This window comes from Helicobacter acinonychis, assembly GCF_900461455.1.
Taxonomy (GTDB): Bacteria; Campylobacterota; Campylobacteria; order Campylobacterales; family Helicobacteraceae; genus Helicobacter; species Helicobacter acinonychis.
In genome coordinates this window covers 294,031-315,696 of record NZ_UGIA01000001.1, presented here as the reverse complement: position 1 = coordinate 315,696, position 21,666 = coordinate 294,031, and the positions used below count along the sequence as shown (strand labels likewise).

At 39.4% G+C, this 21,666-nt stretch carries 13 protein-coding genes and 1 pseudogene; 1 reads left to right on the top strand and 13 read right to left on the bottom strand.

What is annotated here, in order from left to right:
- Window position 1 precedes the first annotated feature (1 nt).
- The 6 genes and pseudogenes from DYI00_RS01400 to DYI00_RS08680 all read right to left on the bottom strand — a co-directional run bounded on the left by DYI00_RS01400 (window position 2) and on the right by DYI00_RS08680 (window position 4,513).
- Window positions 2–859: an ABC transporter permease gene (locus DYI00_RS01400; protein ID WP_011577494.1), complete on the bottom strand. Its 858-nt coding sequence runs from the start codon at window positions 857–859 to the stop codon at window positions 2–4.
- Complete coding sequence (locus tag DYI00_RS01395) at window positions 859–1,863, bottom strand: ABC transporter permease (protein WP_011577493.1); 1,005 nt, start codon at window positions 1,861–1,863, stop codon at window positions 859–861. The genes DYI00_RS01400 and DYI00_RS01395 overlap by 1 nt, the downstream gene beginning before the upstream one ends.
- A gap of 10 nt (window positions 1,864–1,873) precedes the next feature.
- A complete protein-coding gene (locus DYI00_RS01390; RefSeq protein WP_104709281.1) occupies window positions 1,874–3,514 on the bottom strand; it encodes an ABC transporter substrate-binding protein in 1,641 nt (546 codons plus the stop codon).
- A gap of 116 nt (window positions 3,515–3,630) precedes the next feature.
- Window positions 3,631–3,897 carry a 50S ribosomal protein L27 gene (rpmA, locus tag DYI00_RS01385; protein ID WP_011577491.1) on the bottom strand — a complete coding sequence of 89 codons (267 nt, stop codon included), beginning with the start codon at window positions 3,895–3,897 and terminating at the stop codon, window positions 3,631–3,633.
- A 13-nt stretch (window positions 3,898–3,910) separates the two neighbouring features.
- A complete protein-coding gene (gene rplU / locus DYI00_RS01380; RefSeq protein WP_011577490.1) occupies window positions 3,911–4,225 on the bottom strand; it encodes a 50S ribosomal protein L21 in 315 nt (104 codons plus the stop codon).
- Window positions 4,226–4,306: 81 nt separating this feature from the next.
- Window positions 4,307–4,513 (bottom strand): annotated as a pseudogene (locus DYI00_RS08680) (hypothetical protein).
- Between DYI00_RS08680 and flgL the strand changes: the two are divergent.
- Window positions 4,472–6,955 (top strand): flagellar hook-associated protein FlgL, encoded by a 2,484-nt coding sequence (flgL, locus tag DYI00_RS01370; protein ID WP_104709282.1) that lies wholly within the window; start codon window positions 4,472–4,474, stop codon window positions 6,953–6,955. The pseudogene DYI00_RS08680 and the gene flgL overlap by 42 nt on opposite strands.
- 79 nt (window positions 6,956–7,034) lie before the next feature.
- On the opposite strand, the gene DYI00_RS01365 is transcribed toward flgL, so the two are convergent.
- The 7 genes from DYI00_RS01365 to DYI00_RS01335 all read right to left on the bottom strand — a co-directional run bounded on the left by DYI00_RS01365 (window position 7,035) and on the right by DYI00_RS01335 (window position 21,661).
- Entirely contained in the window at window positions 7,035–8,054 is a 1,020-nt protein-coding gene (locus DYI00_RS01365; RefSeq protein WP_011577488.1) for an aliphatic amidase, read from the bottom strand.
- A gap of 194 nt (window positions 8,055–8,248) precedes the next feature.
- The gene (locus tag DYI00_RS01360) at window positions 8,249–9,940 is read right to left on the bottom strand and encodes a bifunctional chorismate-binding protein/class IV aminotransferase (RefSeq protein WP_011577487.1); all 1,692 of its coding nucleotides are present in this window, start codon (window positions 9,938–9,940) and stop codon (window positions 8,249–8,251) included.
- A complete protein-coding gene (locus DYI00_RS01355) occupies window positions 9,941–10,813 on the bottom strand; it encodes a DUF2156 domain-containing protein (protein ID WP_104687441.1) in 873 nt (290 codons plus the stop codon).
- A gap of 12 nt (window positions 10,814–10,825) precedes the next feature.
- Entirely contained in the window at window positions 10,826–11,110 is a 285-nt protein-coding gene (locus DYI00_RS01350) for a chorismate mutase (RefSeq protein WP_011577485.1), read from the bottom strand.
- A 4-nt stretch (window positions 11,111–11,114) separates the two neighbouring features.
- Window positions 11,115–12,332, bottom strand: coding sequence for a diaminopimelate decarboxylase (gene lysA / locus DYI00_RS01345; protein ID WP_104709283.1), 1,218 nt, complete (start codon window positions 12,330–12,332; stop codon window positions 11,115–11,117).
- Window positions 12,333–12,379: 47 nt separating this feature from the next.
- A complete protein-coding gene (gene imaA, locus DYI00_RS01340) occupies window positions 12,380–21,112 on the bottom strand; it encodes an immunomodulatory autotransporter protein ImaA (RefSeq protein WP_104709284.1) in 8,733 nt (2,910 codons plus the stop codon).
- A gap of 63 nt (window positions 21,113–21,175) precedes the next feature.
- Window positions 21,176–21,661, bottom strand: a complete 486-nt coding sequence (locus tag DYI00_RS01335; protein WP_011577482.1) for a DUF4149 domain-containing protein — start codon at window positions 21,659–21,661, stop codon at window positions 21,176–21,178.
- Between the last annotated feature and the right edge of the window lie 5 nt (window positions 21,662–21,666).

Genomic DNA, 21,666 nt, shown 5'->3' with positions numbered 1-21,666 from the left:
TTTAAGAGGCGCGTTTAGGATCTAATGCATCCATGATGCCATCGCCCACCAGATTAAAACTCATAACCGTTAAAAAGATCATCACCCCAGGGAAAACAAGCATCCAAGGAGCGGTAGCGATATATTGCATGGAGTTCATCAGCATCGCTCCCCATTCAGGCTTGGGAGGTTGAGCCCCAAGACCTAAGAAACTCAGTGCTGCAGCTTCTAAAACCGTGGAAGCAAATCCCATCGTCGTTTGCACAATCAAAGGAGTAAGGCAATTAGGGAAGATCACCTTACACATCAAGCGAAAGTGCGAAGAACCATTGATTTTAGAAGCGATCACATATTCTTTTTCTTTTTCGCCTAACACAGAGCTGCGCACCAATCGTGCAAATCCAGGAATGCCTACAAACCCGATAGCAAGCATCGCATTAGTGAGTGAAGGCCCTAACACAGCGACCACAATCACAATCAATAAAATAGAGGGCAAAGCGAACATAATATCCATAATACGCATGATAATTGCATCTATTTTCCCCCCAAAATACCCAGCTATGAGCCCTAGTATCGTGCCAAAAAAAACCGCAATCCCCATAGAAACAATCCCTATGGTTAAAGAAATCCTAGCCCCATAAACCAAGCGGCTCAAAATATCGCGCCCCAAATCATCCGTGCCTAAAAGGTATTTTGCATTCCCCCCATGCTCCCATATGGGTTTTAAAAGGCGATCTTGCGCGTTTTGCACATAAGGATCATGCGGGGCTAAAAGGGGTGCAAAAATCGCGCAAACCACCAATAAAAGCACAATCCATGCCCCTACGACTGCCGCCTTATTTTTCTTAAATTGTTGGATAAACTCTTTAAACGATTCCATTATGACAACCTTATTCTGGGATCAATAAAAGCATATAAAATATCCACCAAAAGATTAGCCCCAATATACATCATGGCAATAATCAAAGACATGGACTGAATGATAGGGAAATCGCGTTGATTGAGTGCATTGACGATCCACTTGCCAATCCCAGGCCATGAGAAAACCGTTTCTGTTATCAAGCTCCCCCCTAAAAGCCCAGCCAACATTAAACCTGCAATAGTCGTTACAGGAATTAAAGCGTTACGCAAAGTGTGCACAAAAATCACCCTAAAGGAGCTGCACCCTTTAGCTTTAGCGGTGCGCACATAATCTTCTTTAGACACTTCCGCCATGCTCGCGCGAGTCATTCTCGCAATAACAGCAGTAGAAACCGTGGCCAACACAATACTGGGCAAGATCAAGTGCTTGATCGTATCCACAAACGCCCCATAATCTCCTGCGATCAAGCTGTCTATTAAATAAAGACCTGTGGGGCCATCCAAATAATACACATCGCTCAAACGCCCAAAAACAGGCAACCACCCTAATTGCACGCTAAAGATATAAATCAGCATGAGCCCTAGCCAAAACACCGGCATAGAAATACCGGCTAAAGCGAAAGTCATACTAGAATAGTCAAAAACGCTATATCGTTTGATTGCTGCTAACACGCCGGTGCTCACGCCTAAAACAAGAGCCATAAATAAAGCAATCAAAGCCAATTCCACTGTAGCCGGGAAGCGTTGCAAAAATTCTCGCATCACAGGCTCGCCCGTCATGATAGAAGATCCAAAATTGCCATGCAACACATTATTGATAAAGAAAAAATACTGCTCTATCAAAGGCTTATTCAAGCCAAATTGCTCCCTTAAAGCGTCAATAGCGGCTTGATTGGCCTTTTCGCCCAAGATCACTAACGCCGGATCTCCTGGCACTAAATGCACCATCATAAACACGATGACGCTCACTCCAAACAGCGTGGGGATCGCCCACAAAATGCGCTTGATGATAAAACTCAGCATACAACCCCTTTTATTTTTCTAAATACACCTTAAAGAAGCGATTCACATTCACTCCTGTAGTCTTATAACCTTTGACTTTAGATAAGTGAGGCACCACTGAATAAGGATAGGCTAAAGGCACATAAGGAGCGTCTTTATGGATGATTTCTTGAGCTTTTAAGTAGAGAGCTTCTCTCTCTTTTTGATCTGAAACTCGTTTAGCCTTTACCAGCAAATTTGAAAACTCCTTATTCTTATAAAAGGAAGTGTTTTGAGTGGGTATGGCTGATGCGGCTTGCTCGCTCCATAAGGTGTATAGGAAATTATCCGGATCTGCAATGTCCGCCATCCAGCCTGCAAACGCCATTTCATGTTCGCCTAAGCCTGTCCTTTTCAAATAAGCCCCCCACTCATACACTTCAATTTTCACATCAATGCCAATTTTAGCCAGGCTTGCTTGTATGAATACCGCTCCTTTTGGGTTGCGAGTGGCAGTGGTAAAAATAGTGGTTTTAAAGCCGTTAGGATAGCCCGCTTGTTTCAGCAATTCCTTAGCTTTTTTCAAATCGTATTCATAAGGCTTGATATTTTGGTTATAACCCCATATGGTGGGCGGAAAAGGATTGACCATTTTTTGGGCAAAGCCTTCATAAAGCACCTTGATATAATCATCCACATTGATCGCATGGTTGATGGCTAAACGCACTAAAGGGTTATTGAAATATTTTTTTTGCGTGTTCATTGAAAGCCAACTCGCCAACAACCCCGGGCTTTTATCCACCACGATATTGGGGACTTTTTCCAATTGCTCCACTTCATTGAGATTAGGCCCAGTCATAAGCATCACCTCGCCGGTTCTTAACGCTAAAGCGCGAGTGGAAGAATTAGGAATGGTGCGCACCACCACCTTATCTAAATAAGCTTTAGGGCCCCAATAATCTTGATTTTTGACCAAAATGATTTTTTCGTCTTTATTCCATAAAAAGAATTTGAAAGGCCCTGTCCCAACAGGCTTTTTAGCCAATTCGTCTTTTCTGTTATTTTGGGCTAAATAATCAGCATAATCCTTACTCAAAATGCTCAAAAAATCCATGCCCAAATTCGCTAGAAAAGGGGCTTCTGGCCCATTAAGCGTGAACTTGATAGTATAGTCATCTAAAGCTTCAATGCTCTTAATGATATGAGACATGCCCATGCCTTCCCAATACTTATAGCTCTTAGCCCCTGGGCTATAATATCGTTTAGCCTTATCCATTTGGCGCTCAAACGAAAACAGCACATCTTTAGCACTAAACTCTACTTTTTTATTCCAATATTTCGTTTGGTGGAAATAAACCCCTTTTCGTAAGTGAAAGGTATATACAAGACCATCTGGGGATATATCCCAACTTGTGGCTAATCCGGGTTCAATTTCTGTGGTGCCGTATTTGAATTGCACGAGCGTGTCATAAATATTGCTCGTTGCCACATAGCTTTCGCCATCGGTTGCTAATGCAGGATCCATGCTTGAGCCATCAGCGCCTCTAGCAAAAACTAAAACGCCTCCAAAACGCTTTTGCTCTTCAACAGAAACATCGGACGGATTAAGAGTGGTGTTTCCTGAAGCTTTTAAAAAACCCCCAAAAAACAATAAAACAAAAAGGGACAAGCCCCTGATAAAAACGCTATTCATAAAGTAGCCTCCACAATATATTCTACAAAGAGTAGAGAACTAAATTATAAATACTTTATCGCATTTATAGGTGGTTAATAAATACCAAAAAACTTAATTCATTCTAAAAGGTTACCCTACTCCCCAAAATTTTGGCTGATAACAGAAACCTTTTTACGACTCTTGTCCTTATACTCAAACTTCACAACGCCATCTGTAAGCGCATATAAGGTATGGTCTTTCCCCATGCCTACATTGTTACCAGGATGCATTTTAGTGCCTCTTTGGCGCACGATAATATTCCCTGCTCTCACAAACTCTGATCCAAATTTTTTCACGCCTAAGCGTCTTCCTGCAGAATCTCTATTATTCTGCGTACTCCCTTGACCTTTCTTGTGTGCCATTGTTTAACACTCCTTATGCTACAATTTTAGTGATTCTCACACGAGTGAAATCTCTTCTAAAACCACGCTTGGTTTTACTATCTTTTCGGCGGCGTTTTTTGAAAGTGATGACTTTCTTAGCACGCCCTTCATTGATCACTTCCACTTCAATCTTAGCCCCATTCACAAAGGGTTTTCCGCAAGAAAGCTTGCCCTCTTTGGAGACGGCTAACACTTCCACTAACTCCACTAAAGCCTTAGGCTCTTTATTCATTTTATCCAATAAAACAATATCGCCCTCAACGACTTTATATTGCTTACCGCCATGTTTGAATATTGCGTATGACATTTCTATTCCTTAAAAAATTAAACGCTCTTTTTAAAATAAACGCTTATTATAGTGAGTATTTGCTAAAATGTAACTTTAAATTTAGATTAAACGAAACTTTTCATTCAAAATCGTTCTATTTAACCCACCATGATTCTTGCATTCAAACTTAAAAAACAAAAACATGTTGGTTAAAACCTCCAAATCTCTTATTTTTGGAATACTTTTAGCTTGTTTGTCAGAAAAACCAATAAGGATTGAACGATCATGCGTGTTACCTTTGGCTCTAAATACAACCAAATGAATCACTATCAAAACGCTTTGCAAAATAAAATCAATGACGCTAACACCCAGATCGCTTCAGGGCTAAAAATCCGTTATGGTTATCAAAACAGCGACATTAACAACCAAAATTTAAAATTCCAATACGAAGAAAACACCTTAAATCAAGGCATTGATGTGGCTCAAAACGCCTACACTGCAACGCTCAATACTGACAAAGCCTTACAAGAATTTTCTAAAACGATGGAGACTTTTAAAACCAAACTCATCCAATCCGCTAACGATGTGCATTCAGAGACTTCTCGCACCGCTATTGCTAACGATTTAGAACGCTTAAGAGAGCATATGATAAATATCGCTAACACCTCCATAGGGGGGGAATTTTTATTTGGGGGCAGTAAGGTGGATAGACCCCCTATTGATAGCGAGGGGAAATACCATGGCAATGGCGAAGATCTAAACGCACTAGTCAGCTCTGATAACCTTGTGCCTTATAATATCAGCGGGCAAGATTTGTTTTTAGGCATCGATAAAGACAAACACAAACTCATTACCTCCAATATTAAATTACTCAACCAAAACAAGCTCCACCCCAATGTGATGGACGCTTTAGAGCATTCTTCATTACCTGAAGAAGTCTTTATCAAGCCTAACGATACCTTGCGAGAACTCATTGGCGATAACGATAAAGACCCCACCAATGACCCTAAAGAATTTTTTTATTTGCAAGGCATTAGACCTGATGGCTCTAGTTTTAAGGAAAAATTCGTGCTGGATAAAGCCTATCAAAACCAAGAAAGTGCAACTAAAGTGAGCGATTTATTGGATAAGATTGGGCATGCTTATGGGAACACTTCGCAAAATAAAGTCGTGGATGTGAGTTTGAATAATTGGGGGCAGATTGAAATTAAAAACCTAACACCCGGCAGTGAAAATTTAGACTTCCACTTGATTTCTAGCGATGGGGATTTTGATGATTTAGACGCCTTGCGCTCTAGCGGAAAAAGGGTTACTGAATATGTCAAAAGCGCGTTTGTAACTGACAGGAGTTTGAGCCAAGTTAAGGCGACACAGAGCATGTATAATTCTCATGCACTTGAAATTCCTAGCGTGTTTGTCACCAAAGACAATGTTTTAGCCAACAAAAACACCAAATTGAGCGAGATTTTTGGCGATAAGGTAAAAACCTTAAAAATCAATGCCAGCCGTTTGGATAATACTGGCGGTATCAAAATCCCAAACCTCCCTATTTATTTGGATATTCCTATCCTTTTAGATGTGAAAAACTCTACCATCAAAGATTTGAAAGATGCGATTAAAGATCGCTTTAATAACGAAGTGGATGTGGAGGTTGAAAGCAACGCCCGTTTAAGGATCATTGATAATGTACCTAACCAATCGCCCATTTCTTTTGCTTTAAGCACCCTAGATGACAAAGGGCTAGAAGTCGCTGGTATCCCCACGAATAATGCGAGCGAATACCAAAAAACTTATTTCAATAAAAAGGGGGCAAAATTAGAAAGCAATGTCGCTCAAATCGCTCAAAATGGCGTGGCTAATGGCTCTACTCCATTGAGTGAAGTGGCTAAGGGGAGTTTAGAAAAAAGCGTTTTTAACATGAAATTAAACGATGTTAATGGTTCGTTTTTAGAAGCGCAAATGATTTTGGATAATGGGGCTTTTTTAAGCCTTCCTAATGGCATTAAAATCCCACTCTATGACCCTACAACCGCTGATGTTCAAGTTTCTAAACCTAATGAAGTGACTTACAGGCAACTCATGGATGCAATGAGTATTGCACTCAATTATAGCAATATTGACCCTGCAATCTATCAGCAAATCAGCGATAACCCCTATTCAAAAGAAAGCAAGGAACAATTTATTGATTTGTTAAAACAAGCTAAAGGCAATCTTTCTGTTAATTTGAATGAAGATGGCAAAATGGTGATACAAGATAACATGCATTCAAACACGAAAATGCAGTTCATGCTTTTTGATAAAGACGCGAATGATTTTTCTCAAAACGCCTTGCACAGCGACAAACCAAGCCTTAAATTAAACGCCAATAACGCCTTGATTATTGACAAGCCAAGCGTGAATTTTTTTGATCAATTAGAGGGTGTTATCACTTCTGTAAGAAAGGGGATTTATCGCCCAGACGCTTTAGGGGATACTTATTCTAGCGATATGCGTAATTTAGGCATTCAAAATGGCATCACCCTTATAGACCACTTGAGCGATCACATAGAAAAAATGATCGCCAAAAATGGCACTCATGGTAAGGCGTTTGAAAATATCATCAGGCGTAATGAAGTTTTAAAAACACAAGTTCAAAGCATTCGTGGGGAAACCACCGGCACGGATATGGCAGAAACTTATAATAAATTTTCCAATCTCACCAACAATTATAACGCCGTTTTGGCTTCTACGAACAAAATCAATAATTTGTCTTTAACGAAATATTTGTAACCTTTTAGTGTGTTTAGCGTTCTAGTGAGAGATGTTAAAGAGAAATATTTTTAAGACTTTTAACCCCCTCCCTTATCCTTTATTTCGTGGGCAAATCGCCTACAGGACAAGCGGCCACACCCACGCTTGGGCGAGTGAATTTTTCTACATTTTCTTGAGCTTTTTTGGGGTCATTAACCCAAGTTTTGTAGAACTCAAAAGGGCATTCCGCCACACCCTTATCCCCATCACCACTAGCAAAAACCCCACTATAACCTCTGTGTAAGAGTTTGAAGAGCTGGTTTTGGCTTTGGTCGTATTTTCTCGCATCACGGATTTGTTGCACAGAGAGCTGAGCGTATTGAATCCCATTTTCTTCTTCTCCGCATTCGCCCAAAGTGTGCCCGTCAAAACCAATAATGCTAGAATGCCCAAAATAGGAATACACCCCATCAAAACCGGTCGCATTCGCCACGGCTACATAACATTGATTAGCCCACGCCATAGCTTTCACTATCGCAATTTGTTGCTCTTTAGCTGGATACATATAGCCTTGACAGCGCACAATGAGTTCTGCCCCACGCATCGCACAATCGCGCCAAATCTCAGGGTAGTTACCATCATCGCAAATAATCAAAGAAACTTTCAAGCCCTTAGGCCCATCAACCACATAAGTTTTATCCCCAGGATACCAACATTCAATAGGACACCAAGGTAAGATTTTGCGGTATTTTTGCACAATCTCACCCTTATCATTGACAAGAATCAAAGTGTTATAGGGATTTTTTTTAGCTTGCTCGTGTTTTTCCCCAGTTAAAGAGAACACGCCCCAAACCTTATTTTTCTTACAAGCCTCAGCAAGTATCGCTGTTTCTTCTCCAGGAATACTCACAGCTGTGTCAAACATCTCTTGTTTGTCATACATAATCCCATGCGTGCTGTATTCAGGGAAAATAATGAGATCCAATCCTGGCAGACCTTGTTTAACCCCACCAATCACCTTAGCGATATTACGGCAATTTTCTAACACCTGTTCTTTAGTGTGAAGCCTAGGCATCTTATAATTGACTACCGCTACACCCACAGTATCTGGACTGCTACTAATATCTCCATGTCTCATGTTATGCTCCTTGTTTTTTGATGAGAGTTCCTACAAACTCTCTGTTTGAATTTATAAAATAATTGTGTAAATGGATTTATAATGAATATAAAAACTTTAATCATTATGATTATATGATTATTAATTGGTGGAATTTAACTTATTTGGTGGAATTTAGTAACTTGTTTTAAAAAATAGATTTTAGTAACTCTATTTTATGGTAAAATCCGTTTTATTTTCACTTCCACTAAGCCATATAGTGCGTTGATGCAATAGATTTTAGTCGCTCTTTGCAAATCATGTAATTTTAAAGGGGCATGTTCAACAAGACCCTTTTTTAACAGCCCCATCACACCTGTCCCATTTAATGCACCCGCGCTAAAATAAGGGGTTAGAAGCTTGTTGTGGATTTCTAAAATAAGATTGCTCCTAGCTCCTTCGGTGAGCTTAAAATCTTGGTTATAAAAGATTTCATCAAAAATAACGCCTTTTTTAATGAGTGCTCGAGCCTTTTGATAAAAAGGGGCATAAGTAATCTTGTGGTATAAAAAATCATTGTGTTTGTCAATGGGGGTCTCACTCAAACGCACTTCCAGGCTTTTTAAAGGCTCTAAATTTTTATACTCTTTAATGAGCTTGCCCTTTTTATTGAGTAAAACCCTTAAAACCCCTTCCTTTTCTAATTCAAAGTCCAAAAGATTTTCATCGTATTGGAAATTAAAATATTGAGCGCTGTTAATCAAGCGTTCTTTATGGGCGTTTTTATTTTTAATCTCTAATTTTTGATCGATTTTTATGACCTTCATCGTCTCTACAATCTCAAATTCTATTTTGGGCATCACAAAAAAGGATTTTAAAAAACTCTCTTCATATTCCTCTAACGCTCCACTTTTATAAGTAACCCCACTCCCCACCCCCAAATGCAAAACATCTTCGTGCGCTCTTTTTTCTAAAGTGCGGATGGGCACGCTAAAAAGGGCTTTTTTTTCTTCAACCATGCCTATCGCTCCGCAATACACCCCCCTAGGGCGTTTTTCTAAGTTTTCAATGATTTGCATGGTTTTGATTTTAGGGCATCCGGTAACCGATCCGCAAGGGAATAACGCCTTGAAAATCTCAAATAAGCTTGTTTTTAGGGGCAATTGCGCTTCAATCTCGCTTATCATTTGATACACACTAGAGAGACTTATGATTTCAAACAATTGATTGACTTTCACGCTATTTTTTAAAGCTAAACGGCTCAAATCGTTACGCAGTAAATCCACAATCATCACATTTTCGCTTCTATTTTTGTCATCATTTTGCAAAAAATATCGGTTTTTTTCATCTATTAAAGGGTCATTAGAGCGAGCGATCGTGCCTTTCATGGGCTTTGTGATAATCTTAATGGCTGTATCTAAAAACTCCAATTCAAAAAACAACTCTGGCGAAAAGCTTAAAACACTCCAAAACTCATTTTCTATAAACGCCTTAAAAGGCGTGTTTTGGTTGCACGCTACCTCGCAAAAAACGCGCTTTAGTTTGGCTTTGGTGTTTAAAAATAAATCCATTGTGAGATTCACTTGATAGGTATCGCCGTTTTTTAGATGCTCTTTAATAGTTTTAAACTGCTTGAAATAAGTTTTTTGATCTAAAGAGCTATGGATTTTAGGGTAAAACGCATGCTCTTTTAAAGGCTCTAAAGAGTATTTTTTCCTTTCTAAAAATTGTTCAAAATACAAAAAAGGGGTTTGGCTTTGAAAAGTTTCATCTAAAAACGCTAGGCGTGCTTCATACAAAAGATACCCCACAAAATACCCATTCCCCCTATTTTGAGAGATAAAATCCAAGGCGTTTTTAAGCTCGTTAAAATTAGTCGCTGTTAGTTTTTTAATACTCTTTTGATATTTAAAATCCCCAAAAATCATTTAATTTCTAGCAACGGCTTCGTATTTGTCTATCAAAAACACCGGATTATAGCTCATTTTAGCCCTTCTCAAGCCCTCTAATCCTAGATCTTCTTCTCTGTTGACATAAGTCAAATGGCTAAATTCATTCAAAAGCAATTGCTGGTTGATGATTTGATACGCTCCTGCAATATCTGCACGGACTTTTTCAATGTGAATGAGTGCACTCTCTTCGTTTAAAATCTCTCCAAAACTAAACGAGACTATTTTTCCACCAACCCTAACAACCCCCCCTTTTAAATCCAAACTTTCATAATTCTCTAAAACGCTTTGAATGCCCTTATTTTCGTTAATAAGCCCTAGATCATCGGTCTGGCTTTCTAAAAACCACTCTTGAGAGGCTTCTAAAACTTCCCTTTTATTTTGAGAAGAAATTTTTTCATAAACAAAACCCGCATGATTGGTTAAAAACTGGTTCAAGTGGTTTTTTTTCTTATGGTATTTTTTCCCTTTAAGCGCGATTAATTCTTTAATAGAATAAATATAATCGCTCCTATCTCTATTATAAGTGAAATCAAACACCCCTACAAAATTGTCTCTCAAGTCATCTTTTTGCTCTAAAGTGAGAGAGTGGAATTTTAAATTTTTTTCTAGTTTCAAAAGCTCTTTCACGCATGCATGTGCTCTCTTGCCGATAGGGTAGAAATAAAAGGGTTGTTGGTTTTCATAAGTGGTTTGAATCACCAAGCAATCTTTAATCACAGCCACTCTAATGAGCCTTGCGTGCTGCCATAAAAAACAATTCGTAAAACTCACATCCGATAAAACGATTTTTTGAGCGCTTAAAAATCTTGAAAACAAGTCCTTATGCTCTAGCTTAAGTTTTTCAAACATGGCAACTCTCTTTTATTTTTTTAATTCTTTTAGGGCGTTTTCTTGAAATTTTCTAGAAATTTTAAAAACCTCTGCATAAAAACTCGTAAGAATCTCTTCGTTCAAATGCTTGAAATCTCTTTGATTAAGTCGTTTTAAAATTTCTTGCTCCCTTTTAGGGCAATAAATGGGGTTTTCTTGCTTGATGAACGCGATTTTTAAAGCCACTTCTAAGCGTTTGTCTAAAAGATCGCTCAATTCATTGTCTAAAACATCAATCTCAGCCCTTAAATTTTCTAAAAGACTCCTTTTTTGCATCTAATCAAACTCCTTTTAAGCCTTCCTCTTCTAAACGCCATAAATCTTCCAAACTTTCTTTTTTTCTTATCACTCTAATTTTGTGATCTTCTAGGGCTAATTCTAAAAGTTTGGGGCGCGAATTGTATTGACTAGCCATGCTAGAGCCATAAGCCCCAACCTTTTCTATGACTAATTTATCGCCCGGCTTTAATTCTGGCAAATTGACTTCCTTTAAAAAAGTATCGCTGCTCTCACACACAGGTCCCACCACATCGCAAGGCGAAACCTTACCACCCTTACGAGGCGTTATGACTCTTATTTCATGTTTAGCATGATATAAACTGGGGCGTAAAAAATCATTCATACCCGCATCCACGATCACAAAGCGCTTGTTTTGAGCCTTTTTTTCATACAAAACCTGCGTGATCAATTCCCCACTTTCAGCCACAATAGATCGACCTGGCTCACAAATGATAGTCAAATCCAAGCCTTGAAGCGAGTCTAAAATCCCTTGCGCGTAATCATAAAGCTTAATCGTCTCTTCATTTTCATAGCTCACGCCAATGCCTCCGCCCACATCAAAAAAGCGTAAATCTATGCCTAAAGCTATCAAAGATTTAGCGGTTTTAGCCACCTTTTGGCTCGCTTCTATAATAGGCTCTAAATCTAAAAGCTGCGATCCAATATGAAAATGCACGCTAATAGGCTCTAAAAACGCGCTTTTTTTAGCCCAAAGAAACATTTCTAAAGCTTCTTTTTCCTCTACGCCAAACTTGTTTTCTTTCAAGCCGGTAGAAATATAAGGGTGCGTTTTAGCGTCAATATTGGGGTTGATTCTAATGGAAATGCGAGCCTTAATTCCTAAAGATTGAGCGATTTTTTCAATCGTTTGTAATTCCATAAAACTCTCTACATTCAAAAATAAAATGTTGAGTTTTAGGGCTTGTTCTATTTCAAATGCACTCTTACCCACCCCGCTAAACACGATCCTATAAGGCTTAATGCCCACTTTTAAAGCCCTTTGTATCTCGCCCAAAGAAACGCAATCCGCCCCACTTTCTAAACTTGCCAATAAAGAAAGGATGCTCAAATTAGAATTCGCCTTTAAAGCGTAACAAATCAACGATTTACGCCCCTTAAACGCCTCTTTATAGCTTAAAAAAGCCTGTTTGATTTTGTCAAAATCATAGAAATAAAAAGGGGTTTTGTAAGTTTGAAACAGCTCTTCATAATTGAACATAGAAAAACCTAACCATAAAATTTGAACGAAGCATTGTAGCAAAAAAGCTAAAACACCACTCGCATGCCCACATTCCCGGTTATATTAATATCTTGATATTGCAAGCCTATATTAAGCCCCACCCCCGCATTCACATACATTAAACGCCACAAATGCATTTCGCCCCCTGTAATAACGCTCGCAAAAGTATTAAAAACTTCCCCCTTGCGATACAATAAAGTGTTTTCACCCACAAAACGCACTATATTGTCGCCTTTAGATTTGATCAAAAGATCCCTACCCAACCTGGCCGTTACAAAATAATAGGAATTTTTACCAAAATATTTACGGCCCTCTAGCCCCATATTGAGCGTCAAAACCGATTCGTTAGAAGGGTTTGAATGCATGACAAATTGCTGATAAGCGGCATCATTCATTTTGCCTTTCATAGCACTCAAGCCTATAAAATAATAGCTCACGCCCACTTGAGGTTTGAGCACCACGCTTTTGTTTTTAAACATGAAATCATAGCCGTAATTCTCATTCACGCTCGTTGTCCAAGTGTTGTAATTATAGCGTTGGTTCAATACGGAGAGCAAAGGATTAGAAGAATTGATATTCGTCACATTGCCTCCATAAGTTTCATTCGCGCTCAAAGTGAATTCATTCCTTTTTAAAAAAGCCCTCGCATACATCCCCATATCCACATTATTAGCCAAAGAATGGATGATGTACCCATTAAAGTTGCTATAATCATAAGCCACATAACCCCCAAGGATCACATTTTTAACCAACCTGTCATAGCCCACATTCAAGCCATAAAGCGTGCCATTGCCTCCAGCAATAAAACTCGCTCCCCCCACCCCTTGAACCCAGAGGTTATTTGGGTGTTTGCTAATTTGAGAGTATTTGACAAAAACCTCTAAAGCGCTAGGGTTAGAGTCGCTAAAACGCTTGTTTTTAAGCTCCAACAAGCGATCAGAAAAACTAAACTCCCCTTCTTTGGATCTAAAATCAGAGAGTTTGGTCAAACGGCTCGTTTGTTGGGTGTAGCTCGCCATTTCTAAAAGGCTGGTAGCGTTATCCCTAAAATTAGGGCTAGAAATCAAGCTTGCGGTGTTTTGAAGATCTTTTGTTACGCCTAAGATTTCATTCAAAGAATGGTTTTCTAAATAAATCGGTGCAAAAAGCGGATTCTCTTTCGTTTCCATCATCAAAGCTGAAAGCCATTTAACAGCGTTATTCCCCCCTGTGGCTTCAATTTGATTTAACGCGCTTTGCCCTTGAATGCCCACAATGTAATCTTGCAAAGTAGGGGGAATAAAGCCCATGATCTTATTGCCATAAGACATTTTAATCTGGTTATAAAGGACAGAAAGGCTTAAAATGTTGTTTTCGGAGGCGTTGTTTTGACTGGAGTTCGGTAATACTACGCTTAACAATAACCCCTTATCTTGCAATAAAACCCGTTGACCTAAATAAGTCAACACGCCGTTGTTTTCCTCTATATGGTTTCCGTTGATATTGATTAAAGTATAGAGTTTTAAATACGATTGCAAGCTGTTGGGGTTGATATTGTAGTTGATGTAACGGCTGCTTTCCAACAAAGTGTAAGCCGTGTTATTCGCCATGCCATTATTGACATTCATAAAAGGCGTTTGGGTGGCGTTAAGATCAATCACGCCTCCTGCTTGAATGAGCGGTGTTGCAGGCGTTTGAGGGTTTTCTAAATTGAAATTAATCGCTCCAAAATTGTTGAAAGCCCCCCCTACTTCTATGCCATAAACACCGGTGCTTAAAGAAGCGTTTGAAGCGATCGTTAAATTTTGAAGCGCCTCTATTTTGCGTGTGGCGTTGTTGTTGAATGCACCTTGAATGTTTAAATTATTCGTTACAAAGCTGGCGTTTTTCTCTAATAGCGCTTGATTAAAAACAGTGAGATTGTTGGCTTGGAATTGGGCATTATTGTAAAGATACAAATTTTTAATGTTTGCAGACCCTTTGATTTTTGAAAAATCAACCACCCCATTAGCGTAAATATTGCCTAAAAAATTGAAATTATTCGCCGTAACGCTCAAGCTTTCATCGTTATTATTCAAGGCGATTTGCGTGTTATTTGACGCATTATTAGAAGTATTATTGGTATTTTGGGTAGCATTAAGCGCGCAAGGGTTTATGCCATTTTGTGTCGTTGGATCGCTTTGTTTCACGCAACTAGCATTGATGAAAAGATCGCCTTGAGACACGGACACATTGTTATTTACGGCGTTCATCTTAAGGCCGTTGCTCGCATTAAGCTCAGTAATATCAATGTTAGAAACTTGATTGGATAATAAATTGAGCGTGCCAGTGTGGTTAGTGAACGAAATATCATTGTTTCCGGCAAAAATAAGCGTATCGCCCGCATTAAAAGAGAGCGTGCCTCCATTGGCGTTAGAGAAATTAGAATTTTGCACAAAAACATTGCCTTGCGCGTTGAAATTAAAATCCCCTTTTTGCCATAATTGACTCAAGCCATAGGGAGCGAAAAGCCCATTTTTGCCAAGACCAGGTATCAAATCCCCCAAACCTTGTTCATAAATAGGTCCCAAACCTTTCGCCGCTAGGACTTTGTCCAAAATGCTTTTAATCTGTTGGTTCTGCAATAAGCTTTCTAGGGAATTGAGCGTGTTTTGACCTAGAAATTCGCCAATCATTTGTTTGCCTAAAGCAGCCACATCGTTTTCTAAAGCGTCGCTCGGTTTGACAATATCTTGCAACATCACGCTTATGACTTGCCCTATATCACTAGCAGAAATAAAGCCGGTGATCTCATTGAATAACCCTTTTTTACTCAATAAATCATTGATTGACATGCTCCCTATAAGCTTTTCAGGGTCTTGCAAATCAATGCCCCCCAATCCGGCCAATCCCCCCACTAACCCAGTCCAAAAACCTAATTTCTGTCTTATCAAACCCTCAATCGCCGTATTCAAACCGCTATCATTCATGAGATTGTCAAAATTGTTTGCACCTAAAAGCTGGCTTAAGGTTTGATTTTTTTGCTCAGGCGTTAAATGCCCCCCAATCACGCCATCACTCCCCAGCATGCCCGCTATCAAATTCCCTAAACCTCCGGCTTTATCAATGGATTGAACCGCCACTTCGCCTAAAATATTAGCCAACCCAGCTTGATTGAAAACCTTATTAATACCCTCTTGACCTAGCATGCTAAAAATCCCATCGGTTTGAGAGCTTACAATATTAGCCTGATTGAGAATGAGTGAAGTCTTGCTGTTAAAAGTTACACTCGCACTCCCCCCAGTCCCCCATGCGTTCCCACTCCCTAAAGTGCCGGTAAGATAAATCTCTTTAGCGTTAAAAGTCGTGTCAATATAGCCCAAATCAGCCGAGCTGGATTCTAAAAGCTGCCCTAAATAAGTGCCTCTAAATTCTTGGCAGACAATATCGGTTTGATCGCAAGGCTTTTGATAGCCCAAGCCCCCAAAAACAATCGCGCTGTTCGTGTTTGTTTGCCCTATTTGAGTCGCCCCTACAATCAAAGTGCCGTTATTGAAATTTTGCACCACTGAATTATCTGCGTTATCAATAAACTCGTTGATGTTTTCCCAATCGCTAGGCGTGATGAGTTTTGCAAGTTGGCTTAATGCACTAGAGTTTAAAGCGCTCACATTGGAAAGCGAAAAATCATTCCCCAAGATCTTTTTGATTTCAGGGTAGAGTTTGAGCACCATTTGCCCTAACGCTTTGATGTTGTTGAAATTATAACCCTTGTTATAGATATGCAACGCTTGGATAGGGTTGCCTTGCGCGTTATAAGTTTGCGAAATGACAGAAGAATCCGAGCTTATATTATTGTTTAAAGTGGTGTTATTAGTACCGCTAGCTTGATAGGATTTGTTAGGGTTGTAATAGCCTTTCACATTGCTTGTGAGGTAAAACACGCCTTGTGCATCATCGCTGTAAGAATACACGCCATTAGCGTTATTATAGACTTTTTGGTAGTTAAAGATTTCAGAGCTAATGTTATAGAGCGTGTTTGTAACGCCCAGGATTTGAGAGAGCGTAACGCTTAGTTGGTTGTCTTTAAAACTCTCGGTGATTTTTAGGGCATTATTGAGCGGGTCAGTGAAACTATAAGTCTGGTTTGCAGCGTCATAGACCCCATTATTGATGTGCATGCCAAAGAAATTGATATACTGATACCAATTATTGCTCATATCCGCTTGAATGATATTATAAACACGGCTTTTATTACCGCTCACACCGCTCAATAAATCAATGTTAGCGATATTCAAACTCCCTTGATCGCTAAAAACAAGTTGGCTGTTTTCAAGATTCAACACACTGCTGTTATTGGGGCTTAAAAGGTTGCCTCCTAAACTCAAGGACGCTTTAAGATCAAGGGATTTGTGGAAAGTGATGGGGCTTTGAGAAAAGGCGTTATCATAGAAATTAAACGCCGTGTTAGAGATAATAGCGCTAGAGTTTTGGAAATCCAAAGAAGAATTATTACTAAAATTAAACTGCCCTCCTAAAGAAACCGCCCCCTTAAACACGATAGAAGAATCATTCAAACTCGTAGTGATATTAGATGAATTAAAATTAACCGCCCCATTAAAATTAAGATGAGAGCCATTATTCACAATCAAACTCGCAAAATCGCTGATCGTTGCGTTGTTAGAAACATTGATGGTGCTTTGATTGAGGTTGAGCGAGCTGGTGTCATTCAAATTCAAATCACCTTGAAGTTCAAGGGTTGAATGGTTGCTCGTATTGATTGAAGCGTTTTGAGAAAGATTGATCGCATTGGCTTTAATACTGCTTGTCCCCACTGAAACGCTTAAATTAGAATTATCAAACGACACGCTATTAGCTGAAATTTGATACAAACCAGAGCTTAAATTCGTGCTGTTAGTGAAATTAATCGCATTGGTGGCGTTGAATTTAAAAACAGATTGCGTTTTCCCCACATAGCCCCTAAAAGAGCTGTTAGAAAAATCCAAATTCAAAGCGTTGAAACTAAAATTAGGCTTACCGCCATTTTGCGCGGTATCGTCTATAAAATAGGAGTTTTGAGCCTGAATGTTCGCACCATTAGAGATAAAATTCATAGACGAGCTTTGCGTGCCAGCAGCGCGGTTATACAAAGTCGCATTCGTTAAAAGAATGCCTTGAAGTCCGTTAAAATTAAGACTCGCACCCCCACCGCTAGAAATACGGTTCCCGCTTTCAATGCTACCAGTGATGTAAATCTTTTGCGCTTCGTAATTCCCTATAATAAAGCCTATGCATTGCAAATTCCAACAATGCCCACTCGCACCATTACTCCCTGCCCCCTTATTGTCCCCAAAGCGAATGATTGTATTGGATTGTGGCACATCGCTCGCACTTGTCCATATATTTTTAGCCCCAAAAACAATCGCGCTGTTTTGTCCGGTGAATATTTGAGAAAAATCCGCCTTAGTGAATGAAGTTTTCCCACTGGCATAAAAATCAATGCTGTTGTCGTAATAATAAATGGTGTTGTTTGCATTCCCTAAATTATTGTTATAGCTGTTGGGCATGTAGGTCATAAAACCGACGACACTTTTAAAATACAAATGATCCGATTCTTCCATATCCATGTAGTCAAACACCATGCCAACGCCCAAACGCCGGATAGAAATGCTGTTTGGTGAAAAAGTCTCTTGAAAATTATAGGTTTGGTTGTTGAAAGAATACATTACATCATAAACGCCATCACCCACGCTAGAAACGAGCTTTTCGCTACTAGCTCCATGCCCTTGGTAGTTGATGAGCTGCCATAGATTTTTAGCAAAAGCGTTGTTGTAATCAATCTCTTTAGAAGAGTTTAAAAGAGTGATAGGGTTGCCATTAGTGATAGCTTGATCCACATTGATGACAGAATGAGTGCCAAAACTAATTGTCCCATCGCCAAAAGATAAGGGGGTGTTTAGATTTTTTAAAGTGATATTATTGAGAGTAACCTGCCCTTTCACGCTCGTATTTGTGGGGCTATTAAAAGTCACATTATTAAAAGTTGCATTCCCTGAAATAGTCATAGAGCCGGTGTTATTGAAATTAGCGTTATTTTGAGATCCATTACTATTGGTAGAATTTCCAAAAACAGCGTTCCCAGCGATTTGTAGGTTTGAATTAGCGTTAGTGAAATTACCTATAAACGAAGTGGTCGCGCTAGAATTATTGAAATTAAAAGAAGCGTTGTTGTTAAAGTTAGCGTTATTAAACGAAGCGTTTTTTGTGCTAATCTCAAACGAACCGCTATTAAACTGGTCGTTATTTAAAAAATTCAAGCTATCGCCGCTGAATTGGTATGTTCCTCCATTAAAGTTGGTGTTTTCAAAAGTGGCTTGCCCTGCATTGAAAGTGAATTTCCCATCTTTAGCTTGATCAGTGAAAGTGGTGCCATACACTGAAAGCTTGCCGTTAGAATTTAATCCGTTCAAACCTTGCTGACTATCCATGTTTTGCGTGGAAAAAGTCATAGAGCTTGAATAAATCCCAGCGTTATGCTGTTCGATATTAGCGTTAGCGATATTGACGCTATTTATTCCGTTAAAAACCAGATTGGCCGCCCCACCTGTGCCTATGCGATTACCAGAACGCAGATTCGCCGTGATATACACATGATAAGCGCTATAAGTACCATCAGTAGTGCCTGTGCATTGGTAATAAGGCCAAGGCCCACAATGCCCAGAAAGAAGAGTCCCTGAAGTGTCCCCAAAAGACACCGTGTCGCTAGAAGAAACGCTATTTCCAGTCCATGTTGAGTTATACCCAATCACTAAGTTACTATTATTCGCACTAAAGGTTTGCTTAAACGAGTTGTTAGAACTCCCCCATATTTGAATGCTTGGCAAATAATAAGTCCCACTCTCTGTAAAATTTTGAGATTTGGGGATGTAGTGTTCATGGTTATACCAATGGATGTCAGAATCCATATAATTTGAAGTGGATAAGTTAAATTGTGAGCCGCTAATAATAGGGGGTGGCGTGTAAGTTCCGCTCGCTAAAGCTTGGATGGTGATGGAATTATGGCTAAAAGTTTCTTGCAGTTTGTAGATTTTATCCCCTATTTTGTAGCCCACTTGATAGATTTGCGTGGAGTTAGGCGGAGTGTCAGTGGATTTGGATGTTGTCGTGTTTTCACTCAAAAGTTGCCCAATAACCCCATCGTAAGTGATCATATCCCACAAACCTTGAGCGAAACTTTGCGGCAATGAAGAGCTTTTGCTCGTTTTTAGGGCGTTTGTCAAGCTATTGAGTGCATGGTTTAAAAGTTCATTATAAGTGATCCCACCGCTAGAATTTAAAATCGTTACGCTATTTTTACTCCCTAAACCAGTAAGGTTAAAAATCGTCCCTTGTGTGAGAGTGACTTTTGAACTCCCAAAATCAAGGGTTGCACCATTTTTCAAATCATTATTACCGCTTAAAGTCACACCGCCGGTAATAGTCATGTTGTTTGTATCAATAGAAGTGTTGAATGTCGTGCCATTAAAACTCGCATTCTCGTTAATGGTGATTTTACCGGTATTGTTGAAAGTAGCGTTATTGAACGAAGCGTTTTGGATCGTTAGTTGGTGGTTTGAGTTGTTAAAAGCTTGTTGGAAATCCACAGAACCCTTAAGAGTGGTAGCGTTGCCGCTAAAAGAACTGTTTTCAAATGCTATTTGTGGGGGCTGAGTGCTATTGGTTTGATTGTTTTGGTTATTGAAAGTGAATGTCCCCCCATTAAAGGAGCTGTTTTGAAAGGTGGCTTGATTGTCAAAATCATACGAGGCGTTATTAAATGAAGCGCCATTGAAAGAGCTTGCACCTTCAAAAGTGAAATTACCGCTATTAAAGGCTGTGTTATTGGTGGCGCTAACTTCTTTATTGAAAGTGAATGTCCCCCCATCCAATTTCGCCCCACTAAAAGTGGCGTTCTCTCCAAAAGTGAAACTACCCTTTGAATTGCTAAAAGTCGTGTTAGTAGCGTTTACATTCCCTTCAAAAGAATAGCCAGGCCCAGAAGTAGAACAATTAGACCCTGAACCCCAAGTTGCCAAAGAACTGCACACATTACCACTTAAAGAAACCGAACCGATGGTAATAGCACTGTTAGTATTGCCCACATTCACTTGCGAAGTTTTATACGCACTGATACTAGAATTGATATTGACCTTATTAGCGTTCAAGTTTAAAGTGGCTGTACCTGTGTGTGTGCCTGCTCCAGATCCCACACGATTGCCCACTTCTACGGTGTTATCCACATTGATAGTCCCAGCGCTAAAAGTAACATCAGTATGCCCATTAGAATACCAAGAAGTGAAGCTATTCCCGCTATTCGCACCCAGATTAAAAGTAGCATTACTGCCTAATTCAATGTCTAAATTCCCCCCATTATCTTCCCCTCCAGTGTAGTTATCCAGACCGCTTAAAAAATAAGTGCCGTTATCATTTTTTAAATTAGCTGTAATATTTTGGTTGTTTTGAGTGTGGTAGTAATGAGCCGCATTACCCCATGACCAAGTTTGTGTAATGAGCTGGTTTCCTGTGTATTGTTGTGTTTTTTCCTCCCATTTATTGCATTCCCACATAGCATACCATGGATGATGCACGCATACCCTTTGGCTTTTTTCCCCCCAACTAAGCCCCAAAATATCTGTTCCATTCGCATACACCCCACTAGCAAACCCACTGATGAGTAAAGGTGCAAGCCATAAAGAACGCTTTAAGATGATTTTTTGATGCGATCGTTTTGTATTTTTTGGTTTCTTTTTAAACCTTTTCATTAAATGCTACCTTCTCTTTGCTAGATATTTGCCAAATATATATCCAAAAATTCCCTCATTTGATTAAACCGCGTTTTTTCCAAACAAGTGCCAAAAAAACAAAGTGCACACCAACACAAACAATTCCTTAAACAGCCATTCGCTTTGAGTGTGCAAGCGAGCAAATGCATCGCTTTGGATTGCAGCTTCGCCTATTTTTTGAGCGTTCAAAATATAAGGCGTGTAATAAAAAACAAAGAGCAAGCACAACACCCCTATCGCCACGCCAAAGATCAAACACGCAAACGATCTTTTAGAGTAAATAAATGAAATGATTTCATAAAGTAACACTATAAACCCCACCGCGCCCAAAAGATAATTGAAACGCACAAAGATTTGTGCCATGAGTTTCCCGCTTTCAAATGAAGTTAGATTCAATTCAGGCAAAATGCTTGAAGCTTTGAAAACAATCGGTGCGACTATCGCTCCTAAAATGATCAAAGAGCCACCCAAAATGCCTAAAAGAAGCAAATACACCCCTAAACTGATTTTTAAACTAATCTTTTTCATCTTCC

Coding starts and splice junctions, on each gene's coding strand:
- DYI00_RS01400 (WP_011577494.1), bottom strand. CDS start 859: ATGGAATCGTTTAAAGAGTTTATCCAACAATTTAAGAAAAATAAGGCG.
- DYI00_RS01395 (WP_011577493.1), bottom strand. CDS start 1,863: ATGCTGAGTTTTATCATCAAGCGCATTTTGTGGGCGATCCCCACGCTG.
- DYI00_RS01390 (WP_104709281.1), bottom strand. CDS start 3,514: ATGAATAGCGTTTTTATCAGGGGCTTGTCCCTTTTTGTTTTATTGTTT.
- rpmA (WP_011577491.1), bottom strand. CDS start 3,897: ATGGCACACAAGAAAGGTCAAGGGAGTACGCAGAATAATAGAGATTCT.
- rplU (WP_011577490.1), bottom strand. CDS start 4,225: ATGTCATACGCAATATTCAAACATGGCGGTAAGCAATATAAAGTCGTT.
- flgL (WP_104709282.1), top strand. CDS start 4,472: ATGCGTGTTACCTTTGGCTCTAAATACAACCAAATGAATCACTATCAA.
- DYI00_RS01365 (WP_011577488.1), bottom strand. CDS start 8,054: ATGAGACATGGAGATATTAGTAGCAGTCCAGATACTGTGGGTGTAGCG.
- DYI00_RS01360 (WP_011577487.1), bottom strand. CDS start 9,940: ATGATTTTTGGGGATTTTAAATATCAAAAGAGTATTAAAAAACTAACA.
- DYI00_RS01355 (WP_104687441.1), bottom strand. CDS start 10,813: ATGTTTGAAAAACTTAAGCTAGAGCATAAGGACTTGTTTTCAAGATTT.
- DYI00_RS01350 (WP_011577485.1), bottom strand. CDS start 11,110: ATGCAAAAAAGGAGTCTTTTAGAAAATTTAAGGGCTGAGATTGATGTT.
- lysA (WP_104709283.1), bottom strand. CDS start 12,332: ATGTTCAATTATGAAGAGCTGTTTCAAACTTACAAAACCCCTTTTTAT.
- imaA (WP_104709284.1), bottom strand. CDS start 21,112: ATGAAAAGGTTTAAAAAGAAACCAAAAAATACAAAACGATCGCATCAA.
- DYI00_RS01335 (WP_011577482.1), bottom strand. CDS start 21,661: ATGAAAAAGATTAGTTTAAAAATCAGTTTAGGGGTGTATTTGCTTCTT.